The organism is Ferrovibrio sp. (genome assembly GCF_017994015.1).
In the GTDB taxonomy this organism is placed as follows: Bacteria; Pseudomonadota; Alphaproteobacteria; order Ferrovibrionales; family Ferrovibrionaceae; genus Ferrovibrio.
The window spans coordinates 23183-48454 of sequence record NZ_JAGOLP010000019.1; the positions used below are offsets into that span (position 1 = coordinate 23183).

The 25272-nt window shown below is 63.9% G+C and carries 23 protein-coding genes; 14 read left to right on the forward strand and 9 right to left on the reverse strand.

Annotation, left to right across the window (positions count from 1 at the left end; all coding sequences use genetic code 11):
- The first annotated feature begins 19 nt into the window (after window positions 1-19).
- The 9 genes from hisS (at window position 20) to KBB36_RS11470 (ending at window position 10432) form a co-directional block, all read left to right on the forward strand.
- Complete coding sequence (hisS, locus tag KBB36_RS11430) at window positions 20-1255, forward strand: histidine--tRNA ligase (protein ID WP_290980449.1); 1236 nt, start codon at window positions 20-22, stop codon at window positions 1253-1255.
- A 1-nt stretch (window position 1256) separates the two neighbouring features.
- Window positions 1257-2342 (forward strand): peptide chain release factor 1, encoded by a 1086-nt coding sequence (gene prfA, locus KBB36_RS11435; protein WP_290980452.1) that lies wholly within the window; start codon window positions 1257-1259, stop codon window positions 2340-2342.
- A complete protein-coding gene (gene prmC, locus KBB36_RS11440) occupies window positions 2339-3190 on the forward strand; it encodes a peptide chain release factor N(5)-glutamine methyltransferase (protein ID WP_290980454.1) in 852 nt (283 codons plus the stop codon). The genes prfA and prmC overlap by 4 nt, the downstream gene beginning before the upstream one ends.
- 473 nt (window positions 3191-3663) lie before the next feature.
- The gene (locus KBB36_RS11445) at window positions 3664-4083 is read left to right on the forward strand and encodes a DUF4167 domain-containing protein (protein WP_366933184.1); all 420 of its coding nucleotides are present in this window, start codon (window positions 3664-3666) and stop codon (window positions 4081-4083) included.
- A gap of 566 nt (window positions 4084-4649) precedes the next feature.
- Window positions 4650-5999, forward strand: coding sequence for a flagellar hook protein FlgE (locus tag KBB36_RS11450; RefSeq protein WP_290980460.1), 1350 nt, complete (start codon window positions 4650-4652; stop codon window positions 5997-5999).
- Between the two features lie 53 nt (window positions 6000-6052).
- Complete coding sequence (gene flgK, locus KBB36_RS11455) at window positions 6053-7507, forward strand: flagellar hook-associated protein FlgK (RefSeq protein ID WP_290980463.1); 1455 nt, start codon at window positions 6053-6055, stop codon at window positions 7505-7507.
- A 6-nt stretch (window positions 7508-7513) separates the two neighbouring features.
- Window positions 7514-8554 carry a flagellin gene (locus KBB36_RS11460; RefSeq protein ID WP_290980466.1) on the forward strand — a complete coding sequence of 347 codons (1041 nt, stop codon included), beginning with the start codon at window positions 7514-7516 and terminating at the stop codon, window positions 8552-8554.
- A gap of 67 nt (window positions 8555-8621) precedes the next feature.
- The gene (cysS, locus tag KBB36_RS11465; protein ID WP_290980469.1) at window positions 8622-10004 is read left to right on the forward strand and encodes a cysteine--tRNA ligase; all 1383 of its coding nucleotides are present in this window, start codon (window positions 8622-8624) and stop codon (window positions 10002-10004) included.
- Between the two features lie 2 nt (window positions 10005-10006).
- Complete coding sequence (locus KBB36_RS11470) at window positions 10007-10432, forward strand: SufE family protein (RefSeq protein WP_290980471.1); 426 nt, start codon at window positions 10007-10009, stop codon at window positions 10430-10432.
- Window positions 10433-10435: 3 nt separating this feature from the next.
- Here the strand turns inward: KBB36_RS11470 and KBB36_RS11475 are convergent, their stop codons facing one another.
- The 3 genes from KBB36_RS11475 to KBB36_RS11485 form a co-directional block, all read right to left on the reverse strand.
- Window positions 10436-11461, reverse strand: coding sequence for a methyltransferase (locus KBB36_RS11475; RefSeq protein WP_290980474.1), 1026 nt, complete (start codon window positions 11459-11461; stop codon window positions 10436-10438).
- Window position 11462: 1 nt separating this feature from the next.
- Complete coding sequence (ettA, locus tag KBB36_RS11480; protein ID WP_290980477.1) at window positions 11463-13145, reverse strand: energy-dependent translational throttle protein EttA; 1683 nt, start codon at window positions 13143-13145, stop codon at window positions 11463-11465.
- A 92-nt stretch (window positions 13146-13237) separates the two neighbouring features.
- Window positions 13238-14167 (reverse strand): histone deacetylase family protein, encoded by a 930-nt coding sequence (locus tag KBB36_RS11485; RefSeq protein WP_290980481.1) that lies wholly within the window; start codon window positions 14165-14167, stop codon window positions 13238-13240.
- Window positions 14168-14360: 193 nt separating this feature from the next.
- Between KBB36_RS11485 and KBB36_RS11490 the strand changes: the two genes are divergently transcribed.
- The 3 genes from KBB36_RS11490 to KBB36_RS11500 are packed head-to-tail and all read left to right on the forward strand — an operon-like array spanning window position 14361 to window position 19038.
- Window positions 14361-15476, forward strand: a complete 1116-nt coding sequence (locus KBB36_RS11490) for an efflux RND transporter periplasmic adaptor subunit (RefSeq protein ID WP_290980484.1) — start codon at window positions 14361-14363, stop codon at window positions 15474-15476.
- Window positions 15477-15496: 20 nt separating this feature from the next.
- The gene (locus KBB36_RS11495; RefSeq protein ID WP_290980487.1) at window positions 15497-18631 is read left to right on the forward strand and encodes an efflux RND transporter permease subunit; all 3135 of its coding nucleotides are present in this window, start codon (window positions 15497-15499) and stop codon (window positions 18629-18631) included.
- Window positions 18628-19038: an Hpt domain-containing protein gene (locus tag KBB36_RS11500; RefSeq protein WP_290980490.1), complete on the forward strand. Its 411-nt coding sequence runs from the start codon at window positions 18628-18630 to the stop codon at window positions 19036-19038. Before KBB36_RS11495 ends, KBB36_RS11500 begins: the two co-directional genes overlap by 4 nt.
- A gap of 3 nt (window positions 19039-19041) precedes the next feature.
- Here the strand turns inward: KBB36_RS11500 and KBB36_RS11505 are convergent, their stop codons facing one another.
- Window positions 19042-19536, reverse strand: a complete 495-nt coding sequence (locus tag KBB36_RS11505; protein WP_290980493.1) for a hypothetical protein — start codon at window positions 19534-19536, stop codon at window positions 19042-19044.
- 197 nt (window positions 19537-19733) lie between these two features.
- On the opposite strand from KBB36_RS11505, the gene hemA reads away from it, so the two are divergent.
- Window positions 19734-20948 carry a 5-aminolevulinate synthase gene (hemA, locus tag KBB36_RS11510; protein WP_290980495.1) on the forward strand — a complete coding sequence of 405 codons (1215 nt, stop codon included), beginning with the start codon at window positions 19734-19736 and terminating at the stop codon, window positions 20946-20948.
- Window positions 20949-21091: 143 nt separating this feature from the next.
- Entirely contained in the window at window positions 21092-21598 is a 507-nt protein-coding gene (locus tag KBB36_RS11515; RefSeq protein ID WP_290980498.1) for a hypothetical protein, read from the forward strand.
- On the opposite strand, the gene KBB36_RS11520 is transcribed toward KBB36_RS11515, so the two are convergent.
- The 5 genes from KBB36_RS11520 to rph are packed head-to-tail and all read right to left on the reverse strand — an operon-like array spanning window position 21599 to window position 25237.
- On the reverse strand, window positions 21599-22153 hold the full coding sequence (locus tag KBB36_RS11520) for a chlorite dismutase family protein (RefSeq protein WP_290980501.1): 555 nt from the start codon (window positions 22151-22153) through the stop codon (window positions 21599-21601).
- A 43-nt stretch (window positions 22154-22196) separates the two neighbouring features.
- Window positions 22197-22724, reverse strand: coding sequence for a L,D-transpeptidase family protein (locus tag KBB36_RS11525; RefSeq protein ID WP_290980504.1), 528 nt, complete (start codon window positions 22722-22724; stop codon window positions 22197-22199).
- The gene (gene hemW, locus KBB36_RS11530) at window positions 22721-23929 is read right to left on the reverse strand and encodes a radical SAM family heme chaperone HemW (RefSeq protein ID WP_290980507.1); all 1209 of its coding nucleotides are present in this window, start codon (window positions 23927-23929) and stop codon (window positions 22721-22723) included. Before hemW ends, KBB36_RS11525 begins: the two co-directional genes overlap by 4 nt.
- Window positions 23913-24518, reverse strand: coding sequence for an RdgB/HAM1 family non-canonical purine NTP pyrophosphatase (rdgB, locus tag KBB36_RS11535; RefSeq protein WP_290980510.1), 606 nt, complete (start codon window positions 24516-24518; stop codon window positions 23913-23915). Before rdgB ends, hemW begins: the two co-directional genes overlap by 17 nt.
- 2 nt (window positions 24519-24520) lie before the next feature.
- Window positions 24521-25237, reverse strand: coding sequence for a ribonuclease PH (gene rph / locus KBB36_RS11540; RefSeq protein ID WP_290980512.1), 717 nt, complete (start codon window positions 25235-25237; stop codon window positions 24521-24523).
- Window positions 25238-25272 lie beyond the last annotated feature (35 nt).

Here is a 25272-nt window from a genome sequence, read left to right on the forward strand (position 1 = left end):
CTATCCCAAGGAGCGACCCGTGGCCCAGTTTCAGCCCGTGCGCGGCACGCATGATCTTCTGCCCGATGATTTCGCCCGTTTCCGCAAAGTGGTGGAAACCGCGCGCGATGCCGCCGCGCTGTATGGCTATCGCGAAATGGCAACGCCGATCTTCGAATTCACCGACGTATTCGCCCGTTCGATGGGCGAAACCTCGGATGCGGTGTCGAAGGAGATGTATGCCATCAATGATCGCGGCGGCGAAAATCTCGCGCTGCGGCCGGAATACACTGCCGGCATCTGCCGCGCCTTCATCTCCAACGGCCAGCAGCAGAATGTGCCGTTCAAGGCTTTTGCCTGGGGGCCGATGTTCCGCTATGAGCGGCCGCAGAAGGGCCGCCAGCGCCAGTTCCACCAGATCGATGTGGAAGTGATCGGTTCGCCTGAGCCGCAGGCCGATGTGGAAGTGATCACCCTGGCCGCCGATATCCTGCGCCGGCTCGGCATCCTGGATAAATGCACCTTGCTGCTCAACACGCTGGGCGATCCGGAAAGCCGCGCTGCCTATCGCGATGCCCTGGTGGCGTATTTCTCGGCGCATAAGGACAAGCTTTCGGAAGACAGCCTGAAACGGCTGGAGAAAAACCCGCTGCGGATTCTGGATTCCAAGGATGCCGGCGACCGCGAATTGGTGGCAAACGCGCCGCTGATCGACGATTACCTGACGCCGGGCGCTTTGGCCTTCTTCACCGCCGTGAAGCAGGGCCTGACTTTGGCCGGCGTGCCGTTCCAGGTTGATCCGCGCCTGGTGCGTGGCCTGGATTACTACACCCACACGGCGTTTGAATTTGTCACCACGCATCTCGGCGCCCAGGGCGCGGTGATTGCCGGCGGGCGTTATGACGGCCTGATCCAGCAGCTTGGCGGCCCGGCCACCCCGGGCATCGGCTGGGCCGGCGGCATCGAACGCCTGGTGCTGCTGAGCGATCCGCAGCCGCAGGAAGCCGAAATCGTTGCCATCGTGCCGATTGGCGAGGCCGCCGAGGCCGAAGCCGTGAAGCTGGCCGCCGAATTGCGCGCCGCCAATATCGCCGTGGAACTGGCCTATAAGGGCAATGCCGGCAAGCGCCTGAAACGCGCCGACAAGCTGGGTTGCGCCAAGGCGGTGATCTTCGGCGATGACGAAATTGCCAAGGGCATCGTCAAGCTGAAAGACCTCAAGGCCGGCAGCGAAACCGAACTGGCGCGCAGCGATCTGGCAGCAAAGCTGGCATAACATGGACCTGCCCGCGCTGCCCGAAGCCAAGCTCGAAAAGGTGCTTGAGCGGTTCGACCGGCTGCAATCCGAGATGGCCTCGGGCAGCAGCGGCGAAGCTTTTGTCAAACTATCCAAGGAATATGCCGAGCTGGAGCCTTTGGTTGCCGGCATTCGGCATTGGCAGGCCAAACGCGCCGAACTGGCCGAGCTGGCGGCGCTGAAGGACGATGCCGGCAGCGATGCCGAGATGCGCAGCTTTGCCGAGGAGGAATGGAAGGCGGCGCAGGCGGCGATGCCGGAAATCGAGCGCGGCATGCTGATCCTGCTGCTGCCGAAGGACGAGGCCGACGAAAAGAACGCCATCCTGGAAGTGCGCGCCGGCACCGGCGGCGACGAGGCGGCTTTGTTTGCGGCCGAGTTATTTGCCATGTATCGCGGCTATGCGGCGCAGAAGGGCTGGCGCTTCGAGGTGATGAACCTGGCCGAAACCGAATTGGGCGGCCTGCGCGAAGGCGTTGCCACCATCACCGGGCGCAGCGTTTATGCCCGGCTGAAATTTGAAAGCGGCGTGCATCGGGTGCAGCGTGTGCCGGCCACCGAAGCTTCGGGCCGCATCCACACCTCGGCAGCCACCGTGGCGGTGCTGCCGGAAGCCGAGGATGTGGACATCCATATCAACGAAAGCGACCTGCGCATTGATGTGTATCGTTCGTCGGGTGCCGGCGGCCAGCATGTCAACACCACCGACAGTGCGGTGCGGATCACACATCTGCCCACCGGCATCGTGGTGGCGCAGCAGACCGAGCGCAGTCAGCACAAAAACAAGGCGCAGGCGATGAAGCTGCTGCGCGCCAAGATGTATGAAGTGGAACGCGAGAAGCTGGCTTCGGCACGCGCCGCCGACCGCAAGGGCCAGGTTGGCTCGGGCGACCGTTCGGAGCGTATCCGCACCTATAACTTCCCGCAGGGCCGCGTCACCGACCACCGCATCAACCTGACGCTCTACAAGATCGAACAGGTGATAACCGGCGAGGCGCTGGACGAAGTGATCGAGGCGCTGATCGCCGAGGATCAGGCCGGCCGCCTGGCGGCGCTGAACGATTGAGCAGCATCGGCGATAACCTGCGCGCTGCCACGGCGCAATTACGCGCCGCCGGCTGCGACAGCCCGCGCCTGGATGCCGTGCTGCTGCTGGCGGAATGCCTGGGCTGGAGCGCCGATCGCGTGCGCATCGATGGCGACCAGGCGATGCCGCCCGCTGCCGCTGCGCGTTTTGCAACCCTGCTGGCGGCACGCGCGGCACGCCAGCCGATGGCGCAGATACTGGGCCGGCGCGAATTCTGGAGCCTGGAATTCCGTGTCAGCCCCGCTGTGCTCGACCCGCGCCCGGATAGCGAAACCCTGGTGGCCGCCGTGCTGGAGCAATGTGCCGAGCGCGGCGCAAAGCTGCGGCTGCTGGATTTCGGCACCGGCTCGGGCTGTTTGCTGCTGAGCCTGCTGCATGAATTGCCGCAGGCTGAAGGGCTTGGCATCGACCGCTCCGAGGCCGCCCTCCTGGTGGCGCGGGACAATGCCGAACGCCTCGGCCTGGCCGAACGCGCCGGCTTCAAACACGGCGATTGGGGCCAGGGCCTGGCCGGGTCGTTTGATATCGTGCTGAGCAACCCGCCCTATATCGAAAGCGCCGCCATTGCCGGGCTGGCGCCGGAAGTGGCGGCGCATGAACCGCTCGGCGCGCTGGATGGCGGCCAGGATGGCCTGGATGCCTATCGCCGCCTGATCCCGGATGCCTGGCGCCTGCTGGCAAATAATGGCCTGCTGGCGCTGGAGATCGGCCAGGGCCAACAGGCCGCCGTGGCCGGGCTGCTGGCCGCTGCCGGCTTTGCAGGCTTGGTGGAAAAGCCTGATCTGGGCGGCATCATCCGGGTGCTGCTGGCGCGCAAGCCCGCTTAAAAAAACGCAAATTGGCTATTGGCAGGCCGTGCGGCACGGCTTATCCTGTGAATCAGGGGTGGTGCTGCCCCCCGGGAATGTCCTTCCGCTCGAACCCACCTTATGGTTGGAGCCGGCTTACAGGTGAAAACCGGTTGGCTGGGAAACGAAGGGCCAAAAATCTCAGCAGCGCCACCGCCTCCTCGATGCAGACTCCTCCGGCGTTAGACCCGCCCTGGTATCGAAGCCTCGGACAGCGTGCGCTTTAACGGCGCCGCCGACGCGGACGTATCGAAAGGCCGACCCCGTATCGTTGCGCCCCGGCAAACCGCCTGGGCCGGCGCCATGGCCGCCATAGCTGAAACGCCTCTTATGCGATTGCGATATATAGCGAGATGACCCCTGTGAACAAAAATCGTCAACGCGGTGGCCGTCCCCAAGGCCGCCGGCCCCATAATAATAGTGGCGGTGGCGGCGGCGGTGGTGGCGGCGGCATGAATAGCGGCAACGCCCACCGCAATTTTGACAGCAACGGCCCCGATGTAAAAATCCGCGGCACTGCCAGTCATATTTTCGAACGCTACTGCCAGCTTGCCCGCGATGCCAATTCGTCGGGCGACCGCGTCGCCGCCGAAAGCTTCCTGCAACATGCCGAACATTATTACCGCATCATGCTGGCCCAGGGCATCGCCCCGGTGCAGCGCGCGGCCAATGGCGGCCAGCCCAACGGCAATGGCAACGGTAACGGTAACGGCCAGCCGCAGACCCAGCAGAACCAGCCGCAACCCGGCGCCCCCTTCTCCGAAGGCGAGCCGCAGCCCAGCCTGGAGCTGGAACTGGAACAGGCGCTGGAAACCACCCCGGCAGCCGAACCAGGCCGCGAAACCGAGCGCGACGAAGCCCCGGCAAACTGAGCCGGCCAAGCGCAAGTGCTTTGAAGAAGCCGCCGGACCACCCGGCGGCTTTTTTCATGGGCTGGGGGAAGCAGGGGAAAAAACGCGATGCCCGCTCCCCCGGAAAGTCGCCATGCCCACACAAGCGGGCATCCCATTTTTTTGCAAAATATGTCTGAATTCCCGGGAAAATGGGATGCCCGGGTCAAGCCCGGGCATGACGAGTGCGGTGGAGGTGCTAACAGCCCCATCGGATTAGACCGGACAGCACCGGCCCCGGTTCCTCCCCCTCTCGTCATGCGCGGACTTGATCCGCGCATCTCTCCTTGCCCGATAATTCATGGAAAAAGGAGAAAAACGAGATGCGCGGATCAAGTCCGCGCATGACGACGGGGAGCAAGGCCACAGGCCATTGCGCGCTAGGTAATTCCTGCCGGGCGGCGCTGATCCGGCGCCAGGCGGCAAAAGCTGCCGAGCGACGCGCTCAAAAATAAACATTACTTTTCATATGCTTAATTGAAAAAACGGCTTGGCACAGGCTTTGCTTCCATACCGCCAAACCGTTTACTACATGCCTGGAGGCAACAATGTCGATTAGTGGCGCCCTGCAAACCGCGATTACCGGCCTGAACGGTCAGTCGACCGCCATCGGCTTCATTTCAGACAACGTGGCCAATGCCACCACCAATGGCTACAAGAAGGTGGAATCGCGCTTCGCCACGCTGGTGACGCAGTCTTCCGCGCAGGCCAACACGCATTCCCCGGGCGGTGCGCTGAACTCGCCGTTTTTTGCCAACAATGCCCAGGGCGCCATCCAGCAGGTGAATTCCACCACCTCGGTGGCGGTGAGCGGCCAGGGTTTCATCCCGGTATCGAAGAAAACCGGTGTGGATGCCAATACCGGCCTGCCGACCTTTGAAACCACCTCCTACTTCACCCGGGTAGGCGATTTCATCCAGAACGAGGATGGCTATCTGGTCAATTCCTCGGGCTACTTCCTGCGCGGCTTCGCCATCACCGAAGACCCCACCACCGGCGCGCTGACCACCTCGGCCACCGCCACCGAAGTGCGCGTTTCCAACCTGCTCGACAGCCCGGTGGCCACCACCACGGTGGAATACTCGGCCAACCTGCCGTCCAACGTGCTGGACCCGAACGGCGCCCTGCCGGCGACGCTGCCGGCCAGCTCGATCCAGATTTTTGACGCGCTGGGCAATGCCCAGACTTTGGACCTGGAATGGACCCGCACCGCCACCAATAGCTGGGACCTGACGGTCAATGCCGCCGGCGGCACGCCGGCCACCTATGGCCCGATCACCGTGACTTTCGGCGGCACCATCGGCGCCGACACGGTGACCCCCGGCACGATCAGCGACATGACCACGGCAGACGGCAATATCACCCTGGTGGCGCCCGCCGCCATTGGCGACAACGCCGCCTTCACCCTGGCGATGGATTTCGGCTCTGGCGCCCAGTCTGTGGCGCTGGATTTTGGTTCCTATGGTGAGACCATCGGCACCACGCAGTTTGCCGGCACCACGCTGAGCCTGAACGATTTCAGCCAGAACGGCGTGCCGCGCGGCAATTTCAAGAGCCTTGCCGTTGATAACAACGGCCAGGTTTCGGTGACGTTCGACAACGGCAACGTGAAGCCGTTCTACCAGATCCAGCTCGCCAAATTCCGCGACCCGACCGAGCTTGACCGCGTGGACGGCAACGCTTTCCTGGAAACCCCCGGTTCCGGTTCACCGGTGCTGACCCAGGTGGGTGGTTCCGGCGTCGGCACCCTGGTTTCGGCCGCCATCGAGCAATCCAACGTGGATATCGCGGAGGAATTCTCGAAGATGATCGTGGCGCAGCGTGCCTATTCGGCCAATGCCCGCCTGATCACAGTGGCCGACGAGCTGCTGCAAGAAACCATCAATATCCGCCGCTGATCCGAACCGGCGGCAGCCCAGAACGGGTTGCCGCCTGACCAGGGATTACCGCCATGTCACTCACTGCCGCCCTTTCCTCTTCGGTTTCCGCGCTTGCCACCCTGCAATCGCAGACCCGGCTGCTATCGGCCAACGTGGCCAATGCGCAGAACGAGAATTACACGCGCAAAGTGGCATCGCTGACCACGCCGGCGATCGACGGCCTGCCCGGCTCGCCACTGATTTCGCAGATTGTGCGGGTGGCCGCGCCCGAAGTGCAGCAAGACCTCTACACCGCCCAGGCCACCTACGGCAAACTCAACACCCAGAAGCTGCTGAGCGCCGATCTGGCGGAAATTCTTGACACCACCACCACCACCGGCGAGCAGCCGGCTTTGGCCAAGCTGGTATCGGAATTTGAGCTGGCCTGGAAAAACCTGGAAGCCAATCCGGAGAATGCGGCGCTGAGCAGCGAAGTGATCCGGCGCGGCCAGGACCTGGCGGTGAAGATCAACCAGCTCAATGCCAAGCAGACCCAGCTGCGCACCCGCGCCGATGACACGGTGCAGAATGCCATCAACACCATCAACGACGCCTCGATCCAGATTCAGAAGCTGAATGTGCAGATTTCCTCCACGCTGGGCTCGGGGCAGCCGACCGGCGACCTGGAGGATTTGCGCGATTTGCAGGTGGCGCGGATTTCCGAAATGGTCGGCGTGCGTACGCTGACCAATGATCGCGGCGAGATGACGGTGTATACCGAGGCCGGGGTGCAGATCACCGGCACCATCGCGCAGCAATTCACCTACACCCCCAGCACCACCGGCAATGCCGGCACCATCACCTATCAGGGTGCCACCACGACGCTGAATGGCGGTTTCCTCAACGGCTCGATCCGCGCCGCGCTGGATTATCTTGATCCCACCACTGCCGCAGTGAATTCGCCCGATCCGAATGTCGGCACGCTGGCGAAATACGTCAACCAGCTCGACAGCTTCGCCTATAACCTGATCAATATCGTGAACACGGCCTATAATGCCGCCGAGGCTGCCGTGCCGGCGCCGACACCGGCCGAAGGCACGGATTTTTTCACTTTCGGCGGCCTGACCAGCGAAGAAGCCCAGGGCATCACGGTGAATACCGATCTGATCAATGGCAATGCCAGCCTGAAGCTGCTGGCCGCCGGCGATGTGCAGCAGGCAATGCGCAACACCCAGATCACGCTCAACGACATCAACCGCCAGGGCGCCGAGGGCAACGGCCTGCTCACCGGCAATCTCACCATCTTCGGGCTGGTGGATACCGTGCTGGCCTATCACGCCCGCAATGCCGATGTGAATGCCACCAATGCCGATAGTGCCGAGCAGGTGCAGCACACGCTGGATCAGAAATACCGCAACCTGACCGGCGTTGATATCGACACCGAACTGGCCAATCTGCAAATCCTGCAAAACAATTATGCCGCCATGGCCAATGTGCTGAACAGCATCACCACGATGTTTGATCAGCTGGTCAATATCGGGAGGTAATTCATCATGGTTGCGATCTCCGGCTCTACCCAATATGCCCGCATCCTGGATCAGACCCGCCTGATCCGCAATCTGAACCAGGCGCTGACCCAGCAGCAGCAGCAATTATCCTCGGGCCGCATCATCGGCGGCATGGTTGGGGTTTCCGCCCGCGCCCAGGAACTCGGCGACCTGAAGGCCGAATTGTCAACGGTGGAAACCTACAAGAGCGGCATCACCACGGCGCAGAACCGGGTGCGGCTTTATGGCCTGACGCTGGAACAGATCATCGATACCGCCACCGAGGCGCAGGATATGATGATCAAGAACCGCGACTCTTTCTTCGCCTCCACCTCGTCGCCGACGGCGCAGGTGAATGTGCTGCTGGATCGCATCGGCACGCTGCTGCAAACCAAGGATTCAGACCGCTATATCTTTGCCGGGCGGAATTACAATGTGAACCCGATCCTGGCGCCGCTGTCGCAGGTGGTGCAGGACACCCCGGCCGGCGCCGTGCCGGCCGGCTTCACGCCCTCCAACGAAGGCGATGGCGTGGGCGGCCAGCCGCTCTGGCTCAACGTGATCGATGCCGATCAGCTCGATAATTATTATCTCGATGCCGCCGGCACCAATGGCGCGTCCGAGGTCAACCTGGTCTCGGTTTATGCCGACGATAACGAGCGGGTGGAATATGGCGTGGTGGCGACCGATCCGGGCATCCAGCAACTGGTCGATTCCCTCACCCGCTTCCGCTCGGCGATCCAGGATATTGCCGATCCGGTGACCTTCCAGGCCCGCGTGGATGATGCCCTTGTCGCCCTGCGCACCTCGCTGCAAAACCTCAAGAGCACCGCCTCCACCAATGGCCATGCGGAACAGCGGCTGAAGGAATTGCAGGCCCGCCATGACCGCAGCATGGACGTGCTGAAAACCCGCATCGGCAGCATCGAGGATGCCGACCCGGCGGAAACCGCCACGCTGATCAAGGCGTTGCAGACTTCGCTGGAAGCCACCTACACCATCACCCGCGATACATTGCAGCTCTCGCTGGTGAATTTCCTGCGGTAATGCCGGGCCAACAACCCCGCCTCCGGGCGGTTGCGCCCCGGCGCAGCCGCTTTATATTCCCGGGGCCATGGCAATACAGCTTTACAATACCCTGAGCCGCCGCAAGGAAGCCTTTGTCCCGCTCGCCCCGAACCGGGTGACAATGTATGTCTGCGGGCCGACGGTGTACAACTTTGCCCATATCGGCAATGCCCGCCCGGCTGTGGCCTTCGATGTGCTGTACCGGCTGCTGCAAAAGACCTACCCGCAGGTGGTCTATGTGCGCAACGTCACCGATGTGGACGACAAGATCAACAATGCCGCCAAGGCCGAGGGCGTGCCGATCGGCACCATCACCGAGCGCTATCTGGTGGCCTATCACGCCGATATGGCCGCGCTGGCTGTGCTGCCGCCGGGGATCGAACCCAAGGTGACGCAGCATATCGGCGCCATCATCAGCATGATCGAACGGCTGATCGGCAACGGCCATGCCTATGCCGCCGAAGGCCATGTGCTGTTTAACGTGCCGAGCTTCAAGGAATATGGCGGCCTGTCGCGGCGCGACCGCGACGAGATGATTGCCGGCGCACGGGTGGATGTGGCGCCCTACAAGCAGGATCCCTCCGACTTTGTGCTGTGGAAACCATCCTCTGCCGAGATGCCGGGCTGGGACAGCCCCTGGGGCCGTGGCCGGCCGGGCTGGCATATCGAATGCTCGGCGATGATCGACCACAATCTCGGCTCCGGCCCGATCGACATCCATGGCGGCGGGCATGACCTGATCTTCCCGCATCATGAGAATGAAATCGCCCAGAGCACCTGCGCCAACAAGGGCAGCCTGGGCGGCCAGCCCTTTGCGCGCTACTGGCTGCATAACGGCTTCGTCAATGTTGATGCCGAGAAGATGTCAAAATCGCTCGGCAATGTGCTGCTGGTGCGCGACCTGATCGGCATCGCGCCGGGCGAGGCGATCCGCCTGGCGCTGCTGGCGGCGCATTACCGCCAGCCGCTGGACTGGACCGAGGCCGGCATGCGCGAGGCCAAGGCGCAGCTTGACCGGCTGTATCGCGCCCTGGACAGCCTGAAGGATGTGGCCGCCGCCGAACTGCCGGCGCCGCAGGCTTTCATCGAGGCGCTGTCGGATGACCTCAATACGCCGAAAGCCCTGGCCGAATTGCACGCCATCGCCAATGCCGCCAACAAGGCCACCGTGCCGGCCGAGCGGGCGCGGCTCAAGGGCGAGCTGCTGGCCGCCGGCTGGCTGATCGGCCTGTTGCAGCAGGAACCGGCGCAATGGCTGCAAGGCGGCAGCAGTGATGAAACCGCCGAGATCGAAGCCGCCATCGCCGCGCGCAAGGCGGCCCGCGCCGCCAAGAACTGGGCCGAGAGCGACCGCATCCGCGATGAATGGGCAGCGCGTGGCATCCTGCTGGAAGACAAGGGCGGCGAAACCACCTGGCGGCGGGCCTGAGCATGACAGATCAGCCCGATATCAAGGCGGCACAGGAAGAGATCGTTGACGACTTCGCGCTGTTTGACGACTGGATGGACCGCTACCGCTTCCTGATCGATCTGGGCCGCGCCCTGCCGCCCTATCCTGACGATCTGCGCATCGACGATTGGCGTGTCAAAGGCTGCATCAACCGCGCCTGGCTGCATGGCGAGGCGCGCGACGGCCGGGTGTATTACCAGGCCAGCAGCGAAAGCGAGATCGTGGCCGGGCTGATCGCCCTGCTGCTTAAGGTTTATTCCGGCCGCACGCCGCGCGAGATCATCGACAATCCGCCGGATTTCCTGGAACGCATCGGCGTGTGGGAGAATATCACCTCCAACCGCATCAACGGCCTGAAAGGCATGATCGGGCTGATCCAGGGCGTGGCCGCCAAGGCGGCGGGCTGAGCCTCAGCTGCGGCGCAGGGCGAAGACCAGGCCGGGGACCGGCTTGCCGTCTTCCTGGCGCAAGGCGGCCTGCTGCAATGACGACACAGCAAAACCCGCCGCCTCGGCCTGCTGGCGCAGATAGCTTTCGCTATGGGCGAAGCGGCCGCTTTTGCCGCCGATGAAACCGGTGCCGGCATGTTGTTCCACCGTGGCGACCAGCAGGCCGCCGGCCAGCAAGGCGGCATGGGCGGCGGCAAATACCTCGTCCAGCTTGCCGAAATAAGCCAGCACATCGGCGGCCAGCAGCAGATCGTAGCGCCCGGTGCGCGGCCGCAGATAGGCCACGATCTCGGCCACCTCCAGATGATCGTAGAGCTTACGCGCCGCCGCCTTTTCCACCATGCGCGGCGCCAGGTCGATGCCATCCAGCCGCAGCACATGCGGGCGGATTTCCGGGCCAAGCAAGCCGGTGCCGCAGCCCAGATCCAGCGCCGCCTGGGCCTTGCCGCCACCCAAAGCCTGGGCTGCCGCCGCCGCCACCAGTTGCGGTGCGCGATAATCCAGCCAATGCGTCAGCGTGCGGTCGAAGTTATCGGCAAAGGCATCAAACAGCCGCGCCACATAGGCGGCATCGGCCTGTTCCGGCGTGGTGCCGGCCAGGATCGCCGCCATATGGCCGGCCTCGGGATGATCCGGCGCCAGGCGCAGCAATTGGCGATAAGTGATCAGCGCATCGGCGCGGCGCTCCAGGCGCAATTGCAGCCGCGCCACGCTGCGCAACAGCAATTCCGAGTCCGGCTGCAAGGCCAGCGCACGCTGCTGCCGCGCCAGTTCGTCGGCCAGTTCGCGCTGCTGCTTGCCACGCGCCAGCAATGCCTGGATCGGATCGGCCTGGATAACCAGCGGCGCGGCGGCTGCGGCGGGCGCGGCGGCCTGCCCGGCCAAGCCCATCAGCATGGCGCTGACGGAGGCCGGCGCAGCAGCAGCGGAAGCAGGCGCAGCCGCCTGCCCGCCAGATTGCTGCCGGCGCCGCTCGCGGCGGTTCATCTTACGTGCGCACCAGCGGCTTGTACTTGATGCGGTGCGGCTGGTCGGCATCGGCGCCGAGCCGTTTCTTCTTGTCGGCTTCGTAATCCTGGAAATTGCCCTCGAACCACTCAACATGGCTATCGCCTTCAAACGCCATGATATGGGTGGCGATGCGATCCAGGAACCAGCGGTCATGGCTGATGACGATGGCGCAGCCGGCAAAATCCAGCAACGCCTCTTCCAGCGCGCGCAGCGTATCCACGTCGAGATCGTTGGTCGGCTCGTCGAGCAGCAGCAGGTTGGCGCCTTCCTTCAGCATCTTGGCCAGATGCAGCCGGTTGCGCTCACCGCCCGAAAGCATGCCCACCTTCTTCTGCTGGTCGGCGCCCTTGAAGTTGAACCACGAGCAATAGGCGCGGCTCGGCACCTCGCGCTTGCCCAGCAGGATCATGTCGTTGCCGTCGGAAAGTTCTTCCCACACGGTCTTCTTGTCGTTCAGGCTGTCGCGGCTCTGATCGACATAGCCCAGCTTCACGCTCTCGCCGACGCGCAAGGAGCCGGCATCGGGCTGTTCGCCGCCGGTGAGCATGCGGAACAAGGTGGTCTTGCCGGCGCCGTTCGGGCCGATGATGCCGACAATGCCGTTGGGCGGCAGTTTGAAATTCAGATTCTCGATCAGCAGGCGGTCGCCGAAGCCCTTGGTCAGCCCCTCGGCCTCGATCACCACATTGCCCAGGCGCGGCCCGGGCGGAATCGTGATGGTGACCTGATCACTGGCCTTGTCCTGCTCCTGCGACAGCATCTCCTCATAAGCATTGAGGCGGGCTTTTGACTTGGCCTGGCGGGCGCGCGGGCTCTGGCGCACCCATTCCAGTTCGTTCTTGAGCGTGCGGCGGCGGGCATCCTCGGCCTTGCCCTCCTGCTCCATGCGCTTTTCCTTCTGCTCCAGCCAGGAGGAGTAATTGCCCTCCCACGGGATACCGGCGCCGCGATCCAGCTCCAGAATCCAGCCGGCCACATTGTCGAGGAAGTAACGGTCATGGGTCACCGCCACCACGGTGCCGGGATATTCATGCAGGAAACGCTCAAGCCAGGCCACCGATTCGGCGTCGAGATGGTTGGTCGGCTCGTCGAGCAGCAGCATGTCAGGCTTGGACAGCAGCAGGCGGCAAAGCGCCACGCGGCGGCGCTCACCGCCGGAAAGTTTGGTCACCTCGGCCTCACCCGGCGGGCAGCGCAGCGCGTCCATGGCGATTTCCACATTGCGCTGCAAATCCCAGGCATCGGCGGCGTCGATCTTTTCCTGCAACTCGGCCTGCTCGGCGATCAGCGCATTCATCTCGTCGTCGTCGGTCACCTCGCCGAACTTCATCGAGACTTCCTCGAAGCGGTCCAGCAACGCCTTGGTCTCGGCCACGCCTTCCATCACATTGCCCAGCACATCCTTGGCCGGATCAAGCGCCGGCTCCTGCGCCAGATAGCCCACCTTCACGCCATCGGCGGCCCAGGCCTCGCCGGTGAATTCGCTGTCCAGGCCGGCCATGATCTTGAGCAGGGTGGATTTGCCGCTGCCATTGAGGCCCAGCACGCCGATCTTGGCGCCCGGCAGGAAGCTGAGCCAGATATTCTTCAGCACCTGCTTGCCGCCCGGATAGGTCTTGTTCAGACCCTTCATCACGTAAATATATTGGTAGGCGGCCATGGCTTTGCTCCGGTAAAGCGATAAACGAAAGTCGGCGGATTTGTACAGAAATGGCGGCCCCGGCGCAATGTCGGGCGCCCGGCCCGACTGACCTACCCCGCCATCAGCGCCCGCACATGGGCGGCGCTGGCGCTGGCCAGGGCGCCGAGATCATAGCCGCCTTCCAGCGTCGAGACGACACGGCCTTTGGCGCAGGCATCGGCCAGATGCAGTAGATGCTCGGTGATCCAGTAATAATCCTCATCCAGCAGATTGAGTTGCGCCAGCGGATCGCGCGCATGGGCATCGAAGCCGGCCGAGATCAGCAGCATTTCCGGCTTGAAATGCCGCAGGGCAGGCAGCAGCCGGTCGGTCACCTGGCCGCGGAATTCGGCCGAGCCGGCAAACGGCCTGAGCGGCAGGTTCATGATATTGTTGGCGATGCCATGTTCATGCGCCTGCCCGGTGCCGGGATAAAGCGGCGATTGGTGCGTCGAGGCATAAAACAGGTCCGGGTCATCGGCAAAGCTGCTCTGCGTGCCGTTGCCGTGATGCACATCAAAATCGATCACAGCAATGCGCCGCAGGCCCCAGCGGGCGCGGGCATGCAGGGCGCCGATAGCCACATTGTTGAACAGGCAGAAGCCCATCGCCTGGTCCGGCTCGGCATGATGGCCCGGCGGGCGCACGGCGCAGAAGGCATTACGCACCTCGCCGGCCAGCACCGCATCCACCGCCGCGCAGACCGCGCCGGCCGCGCGCAAGGCGGCTTCGCCCGAGCCGGGCGACAGCACAGTATCGCCATCCACGGCGGCATAGCCCTGGGCCGGCACGGCGCCGAGCAGGGCCTGGACATAGGCTGCCGGATGCACCCGGGCGATCTGCTCCAGGCTGGCTTGCGGTGCCTCGCGGCGATCGAGCCAGGAAAATTCTTCGGTTTCGAGGCGGGCCAGCACAGCGCGCAACCTATCCGGGCATTCCGGATGCCCCGGGCCGGTATCGTGGCGCAGGCAGGCGCCGTGACTGAACAGGGCCGTGGTCATGGCTGGCGTCAGCTATCGGCTCTCAAGGCTATCGGATGTCATGGTCCGGGGTTTCCTCCGATCCGGCAACGCAGGAAAACGCTGGCCGGGCCGTGTGCTTGTCCTAATTCTGTCACGCCAATACATCACTAGGCAACGCTCGGGCGGCATGTGTATTCTGCTGGCTCGGTGCGATATGGGGTTGCGAGAGCCAATGAAAATCTGGAGTCAGGTCGTAGTCACCGGCATCATCCTGGCCGGCGCCGGGGCCGGTTACGTTTACCGCGACAAACTGCCGTTCATCGGCCTCAGCTCACAACCGGTGGCCGTGCAGGCCCGCGCCGCCCCCGCCCTGCCGGTGGAAAGCCAGCCGGTGCGCCGCATGGATGTGGCGCGCAGCCTGGAAGCCGTGGGCACGGCACAATCCAATGAAGCCGTGACCATCACCGCCAAGGCCAACGGCACCATCGAGCGGATCAATTTCCAGGAAGGCCAGCTGGTGAAGGCCGGCAGCATCCTGGTGGAACTGGAAGCCGGCGAGTCGAATGCCAAACTGGCCGAATTGCGCGCCGCCCGCGATGCCGCACGCCTGGCCTATGACCGCGCCGCCTCGCTGCTTGACAGCAAGAATGTGGCCCAGGCGCGGGTGGATGAATTGTCGAAAGCCTTTGAAGCCGCCGAGGCGCGGCTGCGCGGCGAGCAGGCGAAATTCGCCGACAGCGTGATCCGCGCGCCATTCTCCGGCCGGCTTGGTTTGCGGCGGGTTTCGCTCGGCGCCCTGGTGCGGCCGGGTGATGCCATCACCACGCTGGATGACAGCACGGTGATCAAGCTGGAATTCGAAGTGCCGGAAACCGCCCTGGCCGGCATCAGCATCGGCAACGCCGTGACCGCCACCGCCACCGCGATTCCGGGCCGCAAATTCCAGGGTAACGTGGCCACCATCAACACCCGCATCGACCCCACCACACGCAGCGTGCGGGTGCGCGCCCTGATCCCCAATCCGGAAGACCAGATCAAGCCCGGCATGTTCATGACCGTGGCGCTCGGCATCGGCTCCACCCCGAATGCCATCGTGGTGCCGGAGGAAGCCTTGCTGGCGCAGGGCGGCGAGCAGTTTGTGTATGTGATCCGCGATGGCAAGGCCAACCGCACCAAGGTGCAGGTGGGCCAGCGCCTGCCCGGCCTGGCGCAGATTGTCAGCGGTGTTGAGGCCGATGCCCGCGTGGCGGTTACCGGCTTGCAGCAATTGCGCGACGGCATGGCGGTGCGCAATCCCGGCCCGCCGCCGGGACAAGGCCCCGCCCCCGCCGCCAAGCCGGCAAGCTAAGCGCAGCAACGGAGCGCCCCATGGTCCTCTCAGACGTTTCGATCAAGCGCCCGGTCTTCGCCACGGTGATGTCGCTGGTGCTGATCATTTTCGGCCTGTTTGCGCTGCGCGGCATGGCGGTGCGCGAATATCCCGATATCGACCCGCCGGTGGTGACGGTCAACACCATCTATCGCGGCGCCTCGGCCGAGATCATCGAAAGCAAGATCACCCAGATCATCGAGGATAGTGTTGCCGGCATCGAGGGCATCCGTTCGATCACCTCGGCCAGCCGCGAGGAATCCTCCTCGGTCAGCGTGGAATTCAACCTCAACCGCAAAGTGGATGAAGCCGCCAATGACGTGCGCGACCGTGTCGCCCGCGTGCTGTCGCGCCTGCCGGTGGAAGCCGATGCGCCCACAGTGGTGAAAACCGAGGCCGATGCGCGGCCGATTGTCTACCTGTCGCTGACCAGCGACCGGCTCGGGTTCCTCGACCTGACCGACTATGCCGACCGCTTCCTGGTAGACCAATTCTCCATCGTCGATGGCGTGGCCAGCGTGAATATCTACGGCGCGCGCAAATATTCCATGCGGGTCTATCTCGACCGGCTGGCAATGGCGGCGCGCAACATCACCGTGCAGGATGTGGAAAGTGCCATTGCGCGGCAGAATGTGGAACTGCCCTCCGGCCGCGTGGAAAGCAGCATGCGCGAATTCACCGTGCGCGCCGAAAGCGGCCTGCGCACGCCGGAGCAGTTCCGCAATATCGTGGTGCGGCAGCAGGATGGTTATCTGGTGCGGCTCGGCGAAGTGGCCAGCGTGGAACTCGGCGCCGAGGATGAACGCACCGAGCAGCGCACCAACGGCAAATCCTCCATCGGCCTGGGCATCATCCGCCAGTCCAAGGCCAATGCGATGGAGATTTCCGATGGCGTGACCCGGGCGGTTGAGCGGGTGAAGGATTCGCTGCCGGCCGGCGTCAACCTGGAAATCACCTACGACCAGTCGAAATTCATCAGCCAGTCGATCTACGAAGTGTTCCATGCGCTTTCGGTGGCGCTGGGCCTGGTGATCGGCGTGATCTTCCTGTTCCTGCGCTCGTGGCGCGCCACGCTGATCCCGGCGGTGGCGATTCCGGTTTCGGTGATCGGCTCGTTCATTGTGCTCGGCGCCCTGGGCTATTCGCTCAATGTGCTGACCCTGCTGGCCCTGGTGCTGGCCATCGGCCTGGTGGTGGACGACGCCATCGTGGTGCTGGAAAACATCCATCGCCGCATCGAATCTGGCGAGCCGCCGCTGCTGGCCTCTTTACGTGGCGCGCGCCAGATCGGCTTTGCCGTGATCGCCACCACGGTGGTGCTGATCGCGGTCTTTGTGCCGATCTCGCTGATGGAAGGCAATACCGGGCGGCTGTTCCGCGAATTCGGCATGAGCGTGGCAGCCAGCGTGCTGTTCTCGGGCTTTGTCGCCCTGACACTGACGCCGATGATGTGCTCCAAACTGCTGCAGGAACATTCCGACGATAGCTGGTTCTACCGCGTGACGGAGAAATTCTTCGTCGGCATGACCAATGGCTATAACTGGATGCTGAAGGCAGCGCTCGGTGCGCCGATGGTGGTGCTGGCTTTGGGCCTGCTGGTGTCGCTGGCGGCCTATCTGATGTTCCTGGCGCTGCCGCGTGAATTTGCGCCGACGGAAGACCGCGGCGTGTTCTTTGTCTCGGTGACCGGGCCGGAAGGTTCCAGCTTCGACTACACCAAGCGCAATGTGGTGCAAGTGGAAAAAACCTTGCAGCCGTTGCTCGATTCCGGCGACGTAACCCGCATCCTGGCCAATGTGGCGCCCAATTGGGGCGGCCGCCCGGCGCCGGTGAATACCGGCTTTGTGGTGGTGCGCCTGAAGGATTGGGGCGACCGCGAGCGCAAGCAGCAGGATCTGGTGAAGGACGTGTTCCCCAAATTGCTGGCTCAGACCGGCGTGCGCGCCTTTGCCATCAATCCGCCCAGCCTGGGCCTGCCCGGCGGCCAGGCCCCGGTGCAATTCATCCTCGGCGGCCCAACCTATCCGGTGCTGGATGAGTGGGCCGACAAGATCATCGAACGCGCGGCGCAGAATCCGCGCCTGCTGAATGTGAACAAAAGCTACCTGCCAAGCCGGCCGGAATTGCGCGTGGATATCGACCGCAACCGCGCCGCCGATCTGGGTGTGCCGATTGAAACCATCGGCCGCACGCTGGAAACCATGCTCGGCTCACGCGAGGTGACCAACTTCCAGCGCGAGGGCAAACAATATAAGGTGCTGGTGCAGGCGCGGCCGAATGACCGCGTGACGCCCAATGACCTCAACAACATCTATGTGCGCACTGCCAACGGCACCCTGATCCCGTTGCAGAATCTGGTGACGATCAAGGAAGGCGCCAGCGCCCGCGAACTGAACCGCACCGACCGGCTGCGCTCGGTCACCATCGCCGCCTCCCTGGCGCCGGATTACACATTGGGTGAAGCCCTCACCTTCCTGGAGGATGCCGCTGCCCAGGTGCTGCCGCCCGAAGCGCGCATTTCCTATGGCGGCCAGAGCCGCGAATTCAAGGATTCCTCGGCGGCGATCTACCTGACTTTCGGCCTTGCCCTGCTGATCGTGTTCCTGGTGCTGGCGGCGCAGTTTGAAAGCTGGATTCACCCCACCATCATCATCTTCTCGGTGCCGCTGGCGATCACCGGCGCGCTTGGCGCCTTGCTGGCTTCCGGCATCTCGCTGAATGTGTATAGCCAGATCGGCATCATCATGCTGATCGGCCTGATTGCCAAAAACGCCATCCTGATCGTGGAATTCGCCAATCAATTGCGCGACGAGGGCCGCGATGTGTACGAAGCCGTGCGCGAGGCATCGGTGGTGCGGCTGCGGCCGATCCTGATGACAACCATCGCCACCATCTTCGGCGCCGTGCCGCTGGCCTATGCCCATGGCGCCGGTGCCGAAAGCCGCCAGGCCCTGGGCTGGGTGATTGTGGGCGGCATGAGCTTCGCCACCCTGCTCAGTCTGTTTGTGGTGCCGGCGTTGTATCTGCTGCTGGCGCGCTTCACCAAGCCCGCCGGCTTCATCGCCCGCAAACTATCTGATATGGAAAGGAAGCGGCCCGATCTGGAGGCCGGCAAGGCGGAGGCGGCTGAGTGAGCCAGCAAGATGAATTCGCTGCAGCATTGGCGCAGGCGCAAGCTGCCGTGGCGTCGATGGCAGACCAGTATATTGGCTGGGTGACTGCCGATCTGGAGCGGCTGGACAAGGCCGTGGCCGGCATCGATGCGACCAATCCGGCGCCCGGGCTGAACGCAGCCTATGGCGTGGCGCATGACATCAAGGGCCAGGGCGCCACATTTGGTTATCGCCTGGTGACGGATATCGGCGCCCTGCTCTGCCGCTATTTGCAGGAAGCAGCCAAGGCCAATGCTTATGAGCCGGCAGTGATCGAAGCCTTCCAGCAGGCGCTAACCACCGTGGTGGAAAACCGCGTGCAGGGTGATGCCGGCGAATTGGGCCAGGAAATCCTCGCCAGCCTGCAAGCCGCCGCCAAGCTGGCCTGAGCGTTATTTCCTGTCGCTCTGGCGCCGAAACGGCCCGGCATAATCCGGCCGCGGCTGGCGCCGTCGATCCGGGCCGAAATAACTCGCCACGCGGATAAATTTGCGCGGCGTCTCTATCACTTCCAGCAATTTGCGGCGCAGGGATTGCGGTGCCAGCGGCGGCACCAGAATGCCATGCACGCCGGCATCCAGCGCCGCCCGGGCGCGTTCGCGGGTCAGCGCCGCGATCACCGCCAGGCAGGGCAGGAACGGATTGGGCGAGGCAGCATCGCGCCGCAGCCGCTGCAACAAATCGGCGCCACGCCCTGCATCATCCCAACGTAGCAGCAGTGCATCCGCCGCACCCGCGCCGCCCAGCAGGGGCCACACCTTGGCCGGCTCGGCCAGCACGGTCAGGGTTTTAACCCCGGCGGCCAGGCCAAGCTGGCGCCAGAGCGGCGCCGCGCCCGGCTCGGCATCGAGCACCACCAGGCAAATACGGGCAAGATCAAACGGCATCGCAGCAGTTTACCACAGCCCTGCGGCGCCCAACACCGTTGACACAAGTGTGAAAGCCCCTGCGACGATCCGCCCCGCAAGACCCCCTAGTCAGGCCGGCCTGTTGGCCGCTAAGATGGCAACCACCAGCAATTCAAGCAATTCAAGGCCTTGGCCGCCAAGACGGCGATAACCCGGGCCACCGGGAGTATTGCCCCATGGATTACGAAGCCGAATTCGGCCGTGCCGTCGATGCGCTCCGCGCCGAGAAGCGCTATCGCGTGTTCACCGAACTGGCGCGTCAGGCCGGCACTTTCCCGGTGGCCGAGAATTATTCCGGCATTGGCCCCGAGCGCATCACCATCTGGTGCTCCAACGATTATCTTGGCATGGGCCAGCATCCGGTAGTGACCGAAGCGATGATTGATGCGGTGCGGCGCTATGGCGCCGGCGCCGGCGGCACGCGCAACATCTCGGGTAACCACCACGCCATTGTTGATCTGGAAAACGAGCTGGCCGACCTGCATGGCATGGCTGCGGCGCTGGCTTTCGGCTCCGGCTATGTCGCCAACCAGGCCACGCTTTCCACCCTGGGCAAGCTGCTGCCCGGCTGCATCATCCTGTCGGATGCCGATAACCACAATTCGATGATCGAAGGCATCCGCCAGAGCGGCTGCGAGCGCAAAATCTGGCGCCATAACGATGTGGCGCATCTGGAGGAATTGCTGCGCGCCCTGCCGCTCGACCGGCCCAAGCTGATCGCCTTTGAGAGTGTGTATTCCATGGATGGCGATATCGCGCCGATCCACACCATCTGCGACCTGGCCGACAAATACGGCGCCATGACCTATCTGGATGAAGTGCATGCCGTGGGGCTTTATGGCGATCATGGCGGCGGCGTGGCCGAGCGCGACGGCGCCATGCAGCGGCTGACCGTGATCCAGGGCACCTTGGGCAAGGCTTTTGGCGTGGTGGGCGGCTATATCGCCGGCTCACGCAATCTGGTGGATGCGATCCGCTCCTATGCCGCCGGCTTCATTTTCACCACCACCATGCCGCCGGCCGTGGCCGCCGCCGCCGCCGCCAGCGTGCGCTATCTCAAGCAGAGCCAGGTGGAACGCGCCCGGCATCAGGAACGCGCCGCCAGCCTGCGCCGCCTGCTGCTGAATAGCGGCCTGCCGGTGCTGGTCAACAAAAGCCATATCGTGCCGGTGATGGTGGGCGATCCGGCCTTGTGCAAACAGGCCAGCGACCTGCTGCTCAGCGACCACGGCATCTACATCCAGCCGATCAACTATCCCACCGTGCCGCGCGGCACCGAGCGGCTGCGCATCACCCCCACCCCGGTGCATAGCGACGCGATGATGCAGGAACTGGCGCATGCCCTGCTCAGCGTGTGGGAAAAACTCGGCCTGCGCCGCCAAGCGGCCTGAGCGTTTTTAGCTTGCCTGCTGTATAAATCCGGCAGCAACAGCCTTGCGCATACGATCATTCCTGGTCAGGATCAACAACCTGCGGGGCGTGCCACATCGGCCTGGAACCGCGACAGATTGTTGTCTGGTTAGGCTTGGGGGCTATGGTATCTCGCGTTTTCAAGTCACTGCCTGATTTCGGCTTTTCTGCCGCCGATGCCCAGCAAATGGCGCAACGGCTGCGCTATTCGCATATTGTGTTCATTGCCGGCCCGCCGGGCGGCGGCAAGACCGCCTGCGCCACCATGCTGGGCTGGTTTCTGTTTCAGGGCGTGAAGCGGCCATTCCGTGCCGATGGTGCGCAATTGACCAATGAGGGCGTGCGCGATGCGGCGCGTCAGGGCACCCATGGCATCTTTTTCAACGAAGTGGCGACCCAGGCCGATCTGACCAAGGTGGTATATGCCGCCGATTGCCGCATGGTGTCGCTGGCCACCAGCGTGATCGCGGAATCAAAAGTGCCGCAGATTTTCCAGATTCTGAATTTCTTCAACCCCACCGTGGCGGCGCGCAAGGATATCATCATCCTGGGGGTTGAGCCCGATCCCGATGCGCCGGAAGAGCGTTTCAAGATCGATTGCAAATTCCCCGCAACGCCGATTCCGGCCTAATCAATAGCGGCTCAGGCGGATATCCACTTCGCGGTCGATATAACGCCATTCCGGGGTCTGGCGCAGGCGCTGCAACATGGCGTCAAACGCCGTCTCATGCTCAGGCGCAAATTCAAACCAGGTCAGGAAATCAAACGGCTCGGCCAGTTCGCGGCTGTGATGCAGGCGTCGCGCCACGGCCGGCAGGTAATCCATGCCGATGGCAATATGGCGCGATTGTTCTTCAAAAATCGCCCGGCGCTCATCCTGCGCCATGGCCCACCAGCTTTCGGTCTTGCGGATCGGGATCAGTGCGGCGCGGCTGGCTTCCGGCCGGCGCAGGCCCTGCTGCCGTGCCGCCAAGCCATTCAGTTCGGCGCGCTGTGTGTAGCGCGGATTACTGATGACGCCGCGCAAGGCCCAGCTCGCCGCCAGCACCGGCTTGGGGCTTGCCGCTTCCACCACACGCAGGCGTTCGGCAGGCTCCAGTCCTTCGCCGCACAGGGCGTCGATCCGGTCGATACGCCACGGGCCTTCCGGGCCGGCGGCAAAGGTGACATGCAGAGGGGCTGGCACAGGAAAAGTATGCCGGGCCGCATTTTGCGACGCAACAGAAATTCTATTGCGACGCAATAATCAGGGCGGTATCGGCTTCGATGCGGCCCAGCAGGGTCAGCAGATCGGGCAAGGCCAGCGCCACGCAGCCTTCCGTGGGGCTGAAATCCGGCCGCGCCACATGCAGGAAAATCGCGCTGCCCAGGCCCGGCACCGGCGGATCGTCATTATGCCCCAGCACCACGATCAGGTCGTAGACATGATCCTCGCGCCACAGTTTTTCATGGCTGGCGGCAAATGGCAGCCGCACCGGGCGGTTATAGGCCGGATCGGCCGGATCGTCGCACCAGCCCATGCCGGTATCCAGCGGCACCAGCGGCAGGGCGCAACGCGGCGGCGGCACGCGGTCCTGCCGGATGAAGGCCAGCCGCAACGGCCAGCGCCCCAGCGGCGTGGCGCCATCGCCCTCGCGTTTATCCGCTGCCGGCTTGCAGCCGCCCTTGCCCAAAGCACAGCGCACGCGCCAGCCATCATGGTCCAGCCAGCCGGCGCGGCCCGTCTCAATATCGGGTGTCACAATGATGTCGCTCATGCCAGCAACCGCGCCAGCAGGCCATCCAGCACCGCGCGGCCCTCGGCTGTCGCCACCAGCCGCGCTGCATCGCGCCGCAGCAGCCCGGCCTGTTCCAGCGGCTGGCTGCGTGCCGGCGGCACCAGATCATCCAGCCCCAGGCCGCAGGCGGCGCGCAGATTGGCGTCGTAGATGCCTTCCGTAAGCCGCAAGCCCATCATCAGCGCTTCCTCGGCCCGCTCATGCAGTGGCACCGGCAGCATCGCCTCGCGGCCATGGCCGGTGGCCGCCACCTGCTCCAGCCAGGCTTCCGGCTTGCGCCGCGCCTGGGTGGCAAACCAGGCGCCATCGCCATCCTGGCAGCGGCCATGCGCGCCCGGGCCGATGCCGATATAGCTGCCGCTGCGCCAGTAAACCAGATTATGCCGGCTTTCGCCGCCAAGCCTACCATGCTGGGCGGGCCGGGCATGATTGGAAATCTCATAGGCCGGCAGGCCGGCAGCCTGCATCACATCCTGCGTCAGATCATAGAGCGCCGCCTGCTCGTCCGCCGGCATCGGCAGCAATGCGCCGCGCGCCACGGCGCCGGCAAAGCCGGTATTCGGCTCGATGGTCAGGGTATAGAGCGACAGATGATCGCCGGCCAGTTCAAGCGCCGCGCCAAGCTCATCGCGCCAGGCCGTGGCGGTCTGTTCCGGCCGGGCGTAGATCAGGTCAAAGGAATACCGCGGCACGGCAGCCCGCGCCGCCAGGATGGCGCGGCGCGCCTCGCCGGCATCATGGGCGCGGCCGAGAAAACGCAGCACATCGGCATCAAAACTCTGCACGCCGATCGACAGGCGATTGACCCCGGCAGCCGCAAAGCCGGCGAATTTCGCGGCTTCGGCGGAATTCGGATTGGCTTCCAGCGTGATCTCGATATCCGGGGCAAAGCCCCAAAGCCGCTCAGCTTCCGCCAGCAGGGCGGCCACGGTTTCAGGCGGCATCAAGGATGGTGTGCCGCCGCCGAAAAACACCGAAGTGAGCTTTTCGCCCTGGCCGAAGCCAGCCTCGGCATAGCTTGCCAGTTCACGCAACAACGCAACGCGCCATTGCGCCGCATCCACCTGCTGGCGCACATGCGAATTGAAATCGCAATACGGGCATTTCGAAACACAGAACGGCCAATGCACATAAAGGCCGAAGCCGCGCCGGGGAATAACCAAAGTGTCAGCCGAAACAGGCATCGATCAAGTGGCGGAAAGCCATGGCGCGATGGCTGATGGCATGTTTGGCCGCCGGCTCCATTTCGCCGAAACTCAAATCCTGGCCATCGGCGATGAACATCGGATCGTAACCAAAGCCCTTGTCGCCACGCGGCGGCCAGACCAGACGGCCGGGCAGGATACCCTGGAAAGTTTCCACATGCCCATCCGGCCAGGCCAGGCTGAGCGCACAGACAAACTGCGCCTTCACCGTGCCGCTGATGCCAGTAGCCTGCACGGCATCCCACACTTTGCGCATCGCCAGGGCAAAATCCTTTTCCGGCCCGGCCCAGCGCGCCGAATAGATCCCGGGATCGCCGCCCAGGCAATCCACGCTCATGCCGGAATCATCGGCCAAAGCCGGCAGATTGGCGCCGGTGGCCGAGGCCAGCGCCTTCAATTCCGCATTGGCGATGAAGGTGCTGCCGGTTTCTTCCGGCTCTGGCAGGCCAAGCGCGCCGGCCGAAACGGTTTCAACATGAAAGGGCGCCAGCAGGTCAGCGATTTCGCGCAGCTTGCCCTTGTTATGGCTGGCAATCACCAGCCGGCCGCCCTGGAAACGCCGCGCCATGGTTACTTGCCAATCGCCTGGCGCTGCAACACCAGCAATTCGCCAACGCCCTTCTTGGCCAGCCGCAGCATCGACAGGAACATATCTTCCGGGAAAGCCTGCTTTTCAGCGGTGCCCTGGATTTCGACGATATTGCCGGTATCGGTCAGCACAAAATTGGCATCGGCCTCGGCGCCGCTATCCTCGATGTAATCCACATCCAGCACCGGCACGCCCTGCACCAGACCGCAGCTTACCGCCGCCACCTGGCCGGTGAGCGGGATCGCCGGGATCGCCCCGGCCTTGACCAGCTTGTCAAAAGCCAGATACAGCGCCACCCAGCTGCCGGTGATGGCCGCCGTGCGGGTGCCGCCATCGGCCTGCAACACATCGCAATCCAGCCGGATCTGGCGCTCGCCGAAGCCATCCAGCTTGGTGACGGCGCGCAAGCTGCGGCCCACCAGGCGCTGGATTTCCTGGGTGCGACCGGATTGTTTGCCCTTGGCCGCCTCGCGCTCGGTGCGGCTATGGGTGGAACGCGGCAGCATGCCGTATTCCGCCGTCACCCAGCCACGGCCGGTATTACGCAGGAAGGGCGGCACACGTTCTTCCACCGTGGCGGCGCAGAGCACATGGGTTTCACCGAATTTCACCAGGCAGGAGCCTTCGGCATATTTGGCAAAACCCGGTTCCAGCCGGACAGGCCGCAATTGATCGGGGGTGCGGCCGCTCGGGCGCATGGGCGAACTCCTTGGCTGGATAGGATGATCACAGG

Bases quoted from the DNA above. Each gene is read 5' to 3' on its own strand.
- flgK (WP_290980463.1), top strand. From the start codon at position 6,053: ATGTCACTCACTGCCGCCCTTTCCTCTTCGGTTTCCGCGCTTGCCACC.
- KBB36_RS11495 (WP_290980487.1), top strand. From the start codon at position 15,497: ATGGTCCTCTCAGACGTTTCGATCAAGCGCCCGGTCTTCGCCACGGTG.
- KBB36_RS11485 (WP_290980481.1), bottom strand. From the start codon at position 14,167: ATGACCACGGCCCTGTTCAGTCACGGCGCCTGCCTGCGCCACGATACC.
- rdgB (WP_290980510.1), bottom strand. From the start codon at position 24,518: ATGGCGCGGCGTTTCCAGGGCGGCCGGCTGGTGATTGCCAGCCATAAC.
- KBB36_RS11505 (WP_290980493.1), bottom strand. From the start codon at position 19,536: ATGCCGTTTGATCTTGCCCGTATTTGCCTGGTGGTGCTCGATGCCGAG.
- hemA (WP_290980495.1), top strand. From the start codon at position 19,734: ATGGATTACGAAGCCGAATTCGGCCGTGCCGTCGATGCGCTCCGCGCC.
- KBB36_RS11445 (WP_366933184.1), top strand. From the start codon at position 3,664: ATGAATAGCGGCAACGCCCACCGCAATTTTGACAGCAACGGCCCCGAT.
- KBB36_RS11450 (WP_290980460.1), top strand. From the start codon at position 4,650: ATGTCGATTAGTGGCGCCCTGCAAACCGCGATTACCGGCCTGAACGGT.
- KBB36_RS11525 (WP_290980504.1), bottom strand. From the start codon at position 22,724: ATGAGCGACATCATTGTGACACCCGATATTGAGACGGGCCGCGCCGGC.
- prfA (WP_290980452.1), top strand. From the start codon at position 1,257: ATGGACCTGCCCGCGCTGCCCGAAGCCAAGCTCGAAAAGGTGCTTGAG.
- KBB36_RS11515 (WP_290980498.1), top strand. From the start codon at position 21,092: ATGGTATCTCGCGTTTTCAAGTCACTGCCTGATTTCGGCTTTTCTGCC.
- cysS (WP_290980469.1), top strand. From the start codon at position 8,622: ATGGCAATACAGCTTTACAATACCCTGAGCCGCCGCAAGGAAGCCTTT.
- rph (WP_290980512.1), bottom strand. From the start codon at position 25,237: ATGCGCCCGAGCGGCCGCACCCCCGATCAATTGCGGCCTGTCCGGCTG.
- KBB36_RS11490 (WP_290980484.1), top strand. From the start codon at position 14,361: ATGAAAATCTGGAGTCAGGTCGTAGTCACCGGCATCATCCTGGCCGGC.
- hemW (WP_290980507.1), bottom strand. From the start codon at position 23,929: ATGCCTGTTTCGGCTGACACTTTGGTTATTCCCCGGCGCGGCTTCGGC.
- KBB36_RS11460 (WP_290980466.1), top strand. From the start codon at position 7,514: ATGGTTGCGATCTCCGGCTCTACCCAATATGCCCGCATCCTGGATCAG.
- KBB36_RS11475 (WP_290980474.1), bottom strand. From the start codon at position 11,461: ATGAACCGCCGCGAGCGGCGCCGGCAGCAATCTGGCGGGCAGGCGGCT.
- ettA (WP_290980477.1), bottom strand. From the start codon at position 13,145: ATGGCCGCCTACCAATATATTTACGTGATGAAGGGTCTGAACAAGACC.
- KBB36_RS11470 (WP_290980471.1), top strand. From the start codon at position 10,007: ATGACAGATCAGCCCGATATCAAGGCGGCACAGGAAGAGATCGTTGAC.